Origin of the sequence: Methylosinus sp. (assembly GCF_036560965.1) — a bacterium.
Lineage (GTDB): Bacteria > Pseudomonadota > Alphaproteobacteria > Rhizobiales > Beijerinckiaceae > Methylosinus.
The window spans coordinates 1-8,814 of the sequence record NZ_DATBQF010000030.1; the positions used below are offsets into that span (position 1 = coordinate 1).

Genomic DNA, 8,814 nt, shown 5'->3' on the forward strand with positions numbered 1-8,814 from the left:
GAAAATCACGGGCTATATCAAGCTCCAGGTGCCCGCCGGCTCGGCGAATCCCTCGCCGCCGATCGGTCCCGCGCTCGGTCAGCGCGGCTTGAACATCATGGAGTTCTGCAAGGCGTTCAACGCCAAGACGGCGCAGACCGAGAAGGGGACGCCGATCCCCGTCATCATCACGGCCTTTCAGGACCGCTCCTTCACCTTCGAGCTGAAGCAGCCCCCGGTGTCCTTCTTCCTCAAGCAGGCGGCGGGCGTCAAATCGGGCTCAAAGACGACCGGACGCGGCTTCGTCGGCCAGGTCACGCGGGCGCAGATCCGCGAGATCGCCGCGAAGAAGCTGCAGGACCTCAACACGACGTCGATCGACTCGGCCGCGTCGATGATCGAGGGTTCCGCCCGTTCCATCGGCCTCGAAGTGGTGGGGTGAGACCATGGCTCATATCGGAAAACGCATCGCCAAGGCCCGCGAGGGCGTCGAGCGCACCAAGCTCTATCCCGTCGACGAGGCGATCAAGCTAGTGCGCGCCAGCGCCACCGCCAAATTCGACGAGTCGATCGAGATCGCCATGAATCTCGGCGTCGATCCCAAGCACGCGGACCAGATGGTGCGCGGCGTCGTCAATCTGCCGAACGGCACCGGCCGCACGCTGCGCGTCGCTGTCTTCGCCCGCGGCGCCAAGGCCGATGAGGCCACGGCCGCCGGCGCCGACATCGTCGGCGCGGAGGAGCTCGTCGCCATCGTCCAGGGCGGCACGATCGAGTTCGACCGCTGCATCGCCACGCCCGAGCTGATGCCGCTCGTCGGCCGTCTCGGCAAGGTGCTCGGCCCGCGCGGCATGATGCCGAACCCCAAGGTCGGCACGGTGACGATGGACGTCGCCGGAGCGGTGAAAGCCTCCAAGGGCGGCGCCGTCGAGTTCCGCGTCGAGAAGGCCGGCATCGTGCAGGGCACGGTGGGCAAGACCTCCTTCGAGGAGGGTAAGCTCGCCGAGAACATCCGCGCTTTCGTGGATGCGGTGGCCAAGGCCAAGCCTGCCGGCTCCAAGGGCACCTACATTCAGCGCGTGGCGCTGAGCTCCACCCAGGGGCCCGGCGTCAAGGTGGATGTGGCGTCGCTCGGCGCGCCGCAGAGCTGACTCGAGACGGCGGCCGACGGCCGCCGTCGCTCCCGCGGAGAGGGTCGCGTCGCTTCGGCGTCCGGACCCTCTCGGCGCGAAATTCGGCGCGAGCTTCGACGACTGTCGCTCGCCGATCCGTTTAATGAATTGTTCATCATGAATTTCGTGCTAGTCTCGGCGAAGCTTTCGTCATCGCCTCGCGCCTCTGGCGGCCCGACAGGCGAGCAGTGGAAATTTTCGTATATCGTCGATTTTAGGAAAGTCGTGTGAATGTTCAGTGAGCAAAGCGCGAGACGCGGCGCCGATCGTCGCGCGACTTCGGGCGAAGACGGCTCTTTCCAATTCGTCTATGAAGGAATCTGCAGGGCTCTCGGCCATGCATTGATCGCCCTCGTCATCGCGGGCGGCTTCGTGAAGCTCGCCTATGTCGAGGCCGAAAGGGCGCTTCGGCGTGGTCGCGGGGGAGCCCGAGCTCGAACGTCGCGGGCGTCCCGCGCGCCGGCGGCCTGAAAATTCTGCTTGGCAAAGCCGTTAGCGCTCGTTAAATAAGGCCCCTCGGGGTCGGCCAGCGTTCGCGACCCCCTTTTCAGATAACAGCTTCCGCCGAACCCGATCCCGAAATGGGAAAAGGCGAGGCGGTGGATAGGCCGGCGGACCCGGGGGAGATTCCTCGCGTCCCGTCCGGCCATGTCCTGTCCGAGACTGCCGGCGCCTGTCCGAGGGTCAAACCGAGGACGGCTCAATCGGCTCGCTGGACGGCGGAGCCCTCCGCCCCCGACGAGCGGCCTGCATAGACGGGGAAGACCGGAATTGTAGGGCCGACGCGGCGCTTTTCAAAGCGGGCGCGCGGTCTTTCGAATTTGGTTGGCGCCCCTCTGATCCGAGGCGAGGCCGTTTCGGCCCGAGCCGAGGGGACAGGATCTACGGAGCTGTCGTTTTGCCGCTCCCAGCGGCGATGCGACGGCTGGTCGCAACCGGCGGGGTTCGCCCCGCTCGAGGAGAGAGCAACCGTGGACAGAGCGGAGAAAGCCCAAGCCGTCGCGGCGCTGAACGAGGTCTTTGCGAAGGCCCCGGTCGTCGTCGTGGCGCATTACTCCGGCCTGACCGTCGCCCAGATGCAGAAGCTGCGCAAGCATGCTCGTGAATCTGGCGCGTCCGTTCAGGTCGCCAAGAACCGCCTCGCCAAAATCGCTCTCGACGGCACGAGCGTCGCCTCTATCGGACCCCTTCTGAGGGGGCCGACCCTGATCGCCTATTCGGACGATCCGGTGGCGGCGCCGAAGGTCGCTGCAGCCTTCGCCAAGGATCACGACAAATTCGTCATCCTCGGCGGCGCGCTCGGCGCCCACGCGCTCGACCCGGACGGTGTGAAGTCGCTCGCGACTCTCCCGTCGCTCGACGAGCTGCGCGCGAAGCTCGTGGGCCTCATCCAGGCTCCCGCGACAAAGCTCGCGCAGCTCACGACCGCTCCGGCCGGAAAGCTGGCGCGCGTGGTCCAGGCTTATGCCGACAGAGACGCGAACGCGGCCTGACAACAGGCGGCTCGCACAAGCAATCAACCAAATTCGAAGGACTGAAGACCAATGGCCAATCTAGAGAAGATCGTCGAAGACCTGTCCAGCCTGACCGTGCTCGAGGCCGCCGAGCTCGCCAAGCTTCTCGAGGAGAAGTGGGGCGTGTCCGCTGCCGCCGCCGTGGCTGTCGCCGCCGCTCCGGGCGCCGCCGCCGCCGCTCCGGTGGAGGAGCAGACCGAGTTCGGCGTCATTCTGGCCGCCGTCGGCGACAAGAAGATCGAGGTCATCAAGGAGGTCCGCGTGATCACCGGCCTCGGCCTCAAAGAGGCCAAGGATCTGGTCGAGGGCGCTCCCAAGCCGGTCAAGGAAGGCGCTTCCAAGGACGAGGCCGAGAAGATCAAGGCCGCCCTCGAGAAGGTCGGCGCCAAGGTCGAGCTCAAGTAAGACAAACGAACATCCCTCTCCCGCCTCGCGCGGGAGAGGGCTTTCGGCGCGTTGACCCTAAGTTGACCCCAAGGAGCGGACGGCGAATAGCGAATAGCGAATAAAGGGCCCCACGATATTCGCTATTCGCAACTCGCTATTCGCTTTCATTACGAAGAGGATCGAGAGGCGACATGGCTCAGACTTCGGCGCAGACTTTCTCCGGTCGCAAGCGTGTCCGCAAATTCTTCGGGCATATCCGCGAAGCCGCGGAAATGCCCAATCTGATCGAAGTGCAGAAAGCCTCCTACGACCAGTTCCTGCTCGTCGACGAGCCCGCCGGCGGGCGCCCCGACGAGGGCCTGCAGTCGGTTTTCAAATCCGTTTTCCCGATTTCCGATTTCGCCCAGGTGGCTCTGCTCGAATTCGTCCGCTACGAGTTCGAGCCGCCGAAATACGACGTCGACGAGTGCCGCCAGCGCGGCATGACCTTCGCCGCGCCGCTCAAGGTGACGCTGCGCCTCATCGTGTTCGATGTCGATCCCGACACGCAGGCGAAGTCCGTCAAGGACATCAAGGAGCAGGACGTCTATATGGGCGACATGCCCTTCATGACGGCGAACGGCACCTTCATCGTCAATGGCACAGAGCGCGTCATCGTCTCGCAGATGCATCGCTCGCCGGGCGTGTTCTTCGACCATGACAAGGGCAAGAGCCACTCCTCCGGCAAGCTGCTGTTCGCGGCCCGCATCATTCCCTATCGCGGCTCCTGGCTCGACATAGAGTTCGACGCCAAGGACATCGTCTATGCGCGTATCGACCGTCGCCGCAAAATTCCGGCGTCGTCGCTGCTGTTCGCGCTCGGCATGGACGGCGAGGAAATCCTCTCCACCTTCTACAAGACCATCCTGTTCAAGGCCTCGGGCGACAGCTGGCGCCAGCCCTTCGATCCCGAGCGGCTGAAGGGCGTGAAGGCGGTCAACGACATCGTCGACGCCGACACCGGCGAGGTGATCGTCGAGGCCGGCAAGAAGCTGACCGCGCGCGCCGCCCGCCAGCTCGCCGAGAAGGGCGTCAAGGCGATCAAGATCCAGCCCGAGGACCTCTACGGCCAGTTCCTCGCCCAGGACCTCTATGATCCGTCGACGGGCGAGATTTTCGCCGAGGCCGGCGACGAGATCACGCTCAAGAGCTTGCCGCTGCTGGTCGAGAAGGGCTTCGACGAGCTGCCGGTGCTCGACATCGACCATATCAACATCGGCCCCTACATTCGCAACACGCTGGCGGTCGACAAGAACTCGTCGCGCGAGGAAGCGCTGTTCGACATCTACCGCGTCATGCGTCCCGGCGAGCCGCCGACGATGGATACGGCGGAGGCGATGTTCTTTTCGCTGTTCTTCGATCCCGAGCGCTATGATCTCTCGGCGGTCGGCCGCGTGAAGATGAACATGCGCCTCGACCTCGACGCGCCCGACACGATGCGCGTGCTGCGCAAGGCCGACATCGTCGCCGTGGTGCGCGCGCTCGTCGATCTGCGCGACGGCCGCGGCGAGATCGACGATATCGACCATCTCGGCAATCGCCGCGTCCGCAGCGTGGGCGAGCTGATGGAGAATCAGTATCGTCTCGGCCTCCTGCGCATGGAGCGCGCGATCAAGGAGCGCATGTCGTCGGTCGACATCGACACGGTGATGCCGCAGGATCTCATCAACGCCAAGCCGGCGGCGGCGGCGGTGCGCGAGTTCTTCGGCTCGTCGCAGCTCTCGCAATTCATGGACCAGACCAATCCGCTGTCGGAGATCACCCATAAGCGCCGCCTCTCGGCGCTCGGCCCGGGCGGTCTGACGCGCGAGCGCGCCGGCTTCGAGGTGCGCGACGTGCATCCGACGCATTACGGCCGCATCTGCCCGATCGAGACGCCGGAAGGTCCGAACATCGGCCTCATCAACTCGCTCGCCACCTTCGCGCGCGTGAACAAATACGGCTTCATCGAGGGGCCGTATCGGCGCGTGCGCGACGGCAAGGTGACGAGCGAGGTCGCCTATCTCTCCGCCATGGAAGAGCAGAAATACCACGTCGCCCAGGCCAATGCGCCGATCGACGCGGAGGGCAATCTGCTCGAGGATCTGGTGCTCTGCCGTCACGCCGGCGACGTCGTGCTGGTCCCGCGCGAGCGCGTCGATGCGATGGACGTGTCGCCCAAGCAGCTGGTCTCGGTCGCCGCGGCGCTCATTCCGTTCCTCGAGAACGATGACGCCAACCGCGCGCTGATGGGCTCCAACATGCAGCGTCAGGCCGTGCCGCTGGTGAAGGCGGATGCGCCGCTCGTCGGCACCGGCATGGAGCCGATCGTCGCCGCCGACTCGGGCGCCGCCATCGCCGCGCGCCGCGCCGGCGTCGTCGATCAGATCGACGCGACGCGTATCGTCGTCCGCGCGACGGAGGAGCAGGACCCGACCAAGCCCGGCGTCGACATCTACCGTCTGATGAAGTTCCAGCGCTCCAACCAGTCGACCTGCATCAACCAGAAGCCGCTGGTGAAGGTCGGCGACCATGTGACGAAGGGCGACATCATCGCCGACGGTCCCTCGACCGATCTCGGCGATCTGGCCCTCGGCCGCAATGTGCTCGTCGCCTTCATGCCCTGGAACGGCTACAACTTCGAGGATTCGATCCTTCTCAACGAGCGCATCGTCAAGGACGACGTCTTCACCTCGATCCATATCGACGAATTCGAGGTGATGGCGCGCGACACCAAGCTCGGCCCGGAGGAGATCACCCGCGATATTCCCAACGTCTCGGAAGAGACGCTGAAGAATCTCGACGAGGCCGGCATCGTCTATATCGGCGCGGAAGTGCAGGCGGGCGATATTCTCGTCGGCAAGATCACGCCCAAGGGCGAGAGCCCGATGACGCCGGAAGAAAAGCTCCTGCGCGCCATCTTCGGCGAGAAGGCCTCGGACGTGCGCGACACCTCGCTGCGCGTGCCGCCGGGCGTTCAGGGCACGATCGTCGAGGTGCGCGTGTTCAACCGCCACGGCGTCGAGAAGGACGAGCGCGCCCAGGCGATCGAGCGCGAGGAGATCGAGCGTCTCGCCAAGGACCGCGACGACGAGCTCGCCATCCTCGACCGCAACACCTACGCCCGTCTCTTCGAGATGCTGGTCGGCAAGGTGGCGGTCGCCGGGCCGAAGACCTTCAAGAAGGACCAGCCGCTCAGCCAGGCGATCCTCGACGAATATCCCCGCTCGCAGTGGTGGACCTTCGTCATCGAGGACGACACGCTGATGAGCGGCATCGAAGCCGTGCGCAAGCAATACGACGAGTCGAAGAAGGGTCTCGAGAACCGCTTCCTCGACAAGGTCGAGAAGCTGCAGCGCGGCGACGAGCTGCCGCCCGGCGTGATGAAGATGGTCAAGGTCTTCGTCGCGGTGAAGCGTAAGATCCAGCCCGGCGACAAAATGGCCGGACGCCACGGCAACAAGGGCGTGGTGTCGCGCATCGTGCCGCAGGAGGACATGCCCTTCCTGGAGGACGGCCAGCCCGTCGACATCGTGCTGAACCCGCTCGGCGTGCCGAGCCGGATGAATGTCGGCCAGATTCTCGAGACGCATCTCGGCTGGGCCTGCGCCGGCCTCGGCAAGCAGGTGGGCGCCGCCGTCGACGCCTATATGCGCAGCAAGGACGCCAGGCCGCTGCGGGAGAAGCTCACCGACATCTACGGGCCGAACGAGTCGCTCGAGGGACTCGACGACGCGACGGTGGTGGAGGTCGGCAAGAATCTGCGCCGTGGCGTGCCGATCGCGACGCCGGTCTTCGATGGCGCGCGCGAGAAGGACATCGTCGAGATGCTGTCGCGGGCGGGGCTCGCCTCCTCCGGGCAGGTGACCTTGTTCGACGGGCGCAGCGGCGAGACCTTCGATCGTAAGGTGACGGTCGGCTACATCTATATGCTGAAGCTGCATCATCTCGTCGACGACAAGATCCACGCCCGCTCGATCGGCCCCTATTCGCTCGTCACCCAGCAGCCGCTCGGCGGCAAGGCGCAGTTCGGCGGACAGCGCTTCGGCGAGATGGAGGTGTGGGCGCTCGAGGCCTATGGCGCGGCCTACACGCTGCAGGAGATGCTCACCGTGAAATCGGACGACGTCGCCGGCCGCACCAAGGTCTACGAGTCGATCGTGCGCGGCGACGACACTTTCGAGTCGGGCATTCCGGAGAGCTTCAACGTGCTCATCAAGGAAATGCGATCGCTGGCGCTCAATGTCGAGCTCACCTCCGCCGAGCCGGAGGAGGACGAAGAGGCTCCACCGGCCGAGACAGCCGCCGAGGCGGCGGAATAGCGCGATAGCCTAAGATCGGCGCGCTCCCTTCTCCCGCTTGCGGGAGAACGCAGCCCTCGCGAAGCGAGGGTCGGATGAGGGCCCCGATCGCATGCGCGGAATGCCCTCACCCGACCCGACTGACGTCGGGCCACCCTCTCCCGCAAGCGGGAGAGGGACGCGCACAAAAGTTCATGGACGTGACGGAAAGGCGAGTTCCGCTCGGCGTCCCTAGGAGAAGACCATGAATCAGCAAGAGGTCATGAATCTCTTCAATCCGGTCGTCCAGCCGCAGGCGTTCGACCAGATTCAAATTTCGATCGCGAGCCCGGAGAAAATCCTCTCCTGGTCGTTCGGCGAGATCAAGAAGCCGGAGACGATCAACTACCGCACCTTCAAGCCGGAGCGCGACGGCTTGTTCTGCGCCCGCATCTTCGGGCCGATCAAGGATTACGAGTGCTTGTGCGGCAAGTACAAGCGCATGAAATACAAGGGCGTCATCTGCGAGAAATGCGGCGTCGAGGTGACGCTCGCGCGCGTTCGGCGCGACCGCATGGGCCACATCTCGCTCGCCGCGCCCGTCGCGCATATCTGGTTCCTGAAGTCGCTGCCCTCGCGCATCGGCCTTCTGCTGGACATGACGCTGAAGGACCTGGAGCGCATCCTCTACTTCGAGAGCTATATCGTCATCGATGCGGGCCTGACGCCCTTGAAGGAGCGTCAGCTCCTGACCGAGGACGAATATCTGCGCGCCCAGGACGAATATGGGCAGGATCACTTCACCGCCATGATCGGCGCCGAGGCGATCCGCAAAATCCTCGAGTCGATGGACCTCGAGGGCATCGCCGTGCGCCTCCGGCAGGAGATCATCGAGGCGACGACCGAGCTCAAGCCCAAGAAGCTGGCCAAGCGGTTGAAGATCATCGAGGCCTTCATTCAGTCCGGCAATAAGCCGGAATGGATGATCCTCAAGGAGATTCCGGTCATTCCGCCGGACCTTCGTCCGCTGGTGCCGCTCGACGGCGGCCGCTTCGCGACCTCGGATCTGAACGATCTCTATCGCCGCGTCATCAACCGCAACAATCGCCTGAAGCGGCTGATCGAGCTGCGCGCGCCGGACATCATCATCCGCAACGAGAAGCGCATGTTGCAGGAGGCTGTCGACGCTCTGTTCGACAATGGCCGCCGCGGCCGCGTCATCACCGGCGCCAACAAGCGCCCGCTGAAGTCGCTCGCCGACATGCTGAAGGGTAAGCAGGGCCGCTTCCGTCAGAATCTGCTCGGCAAGCGCGTGGATTATTCGGGCCGCTCGGTCATCGTCGTCGGTCCCGAACTCAAGCTGCATCAATGCGGCCTGCCGAAGAAAATGGCGCTGGAGCTGTTCAAGCCGTTCATCTATTCGCGGCTCGACGCCAAGGGCTATTCGGCGACCGTGAAGCAGGC

Annotated in this window: 5 protein-coding genes and 1 pseudogene; all 6 read left to right on the plus strand. The window is 64.7% G+C overall.

What is annotated here, in order from left to right; all coding sequences use genetic code 11:
* The coding region (gene rplK / locus VIF40_RS09875; RefSeq protein ID WP_331937351.1) for a 50S ribosomal protein L11 at positions 1–421 on the plus strand (421 nt) is incomplete at its 5' end.
* A 4-nt stretch (positions 422–425) separates the two neighbouring features.
* A complete protein-coding gene (rplA, locus tag VIF40_RS09880) occupies positions 426–1,130 on the plus strand; it encodes a 50S ribosomal protein L1 (RefSeq protein WP_331937352.1) in 705 nt (234 codons plus the stop codon).
* Between the two features lie 992 nt (positions 1,131–2,122).
* Positions 2,123–2,644, plus strand: coding sequence for a 50S ribosomal protein L10 (gene rplJ / locus VIF40_RS09885; RefSeq protein WP_331937353.1), 522 nt, complete (start codon positions 2,123–2,125; stop codon positions 2,642–2,644).
* Between the two features lie 51 nt (positions 2,645–2,695).
* Positions 2,696–3,070: a 50S ribosomal protein L7/L12 gene (gene rplL, locus VIF40_RS09890; RefSeq protein ID WP_331937354.1), complete on the plus strand. Its 375-nt coding sequence runs from the start codon at positions 2,696–2,698 to the stop codon at positions 3,068–3,070.
* 173 nt (positions 3,071–3,243) lie between these two features.
* Positions 3,244–7,392, plus strand: a complete 4,149-nt coding sequence (gene rpoB, locus VIF40_RS09895; RefSeq protein ID WP_331937355.1) for a DNA-directed RNA polymerase subunit beta — start codon at positions 3,244–3,246, stop codon at positions 7,390–7,392.
* A 223-nt stretch (positions 7,393–7,615) separates the two neighbouring features.
* Positions 7,616–8,814: pseudogene (locus VIF40_RS09900) on the plus strand (DNA-directed RNA polymerase subunit beta'); the annotation flags it as partial.

What these genes read in the sequence shown, in the direction of transcription:
- rplA (WP_331937352.1), top strand. Translation starts at nt 426, where the DNA reads ATGGCTCATATCGGAAAACGCATCGCCAAGGCCCGCGAGGGCGTCGAG.
- rplL (WP_331937354.1), top strand. Translation starts at nt 2,696, where the DNA reads ATGGCCAATCTAGAGAAGATCGTCGAAGACCTGTCCAGCCTGACCGTG.
- rpoB (WP_331937355.1), top strand. Translation starts at nt 3,244, where the DNA reads ATGGCTCAGACTTCGGCGCAGACTTTCTCCGGTCGCAAGCGTGTCCGC.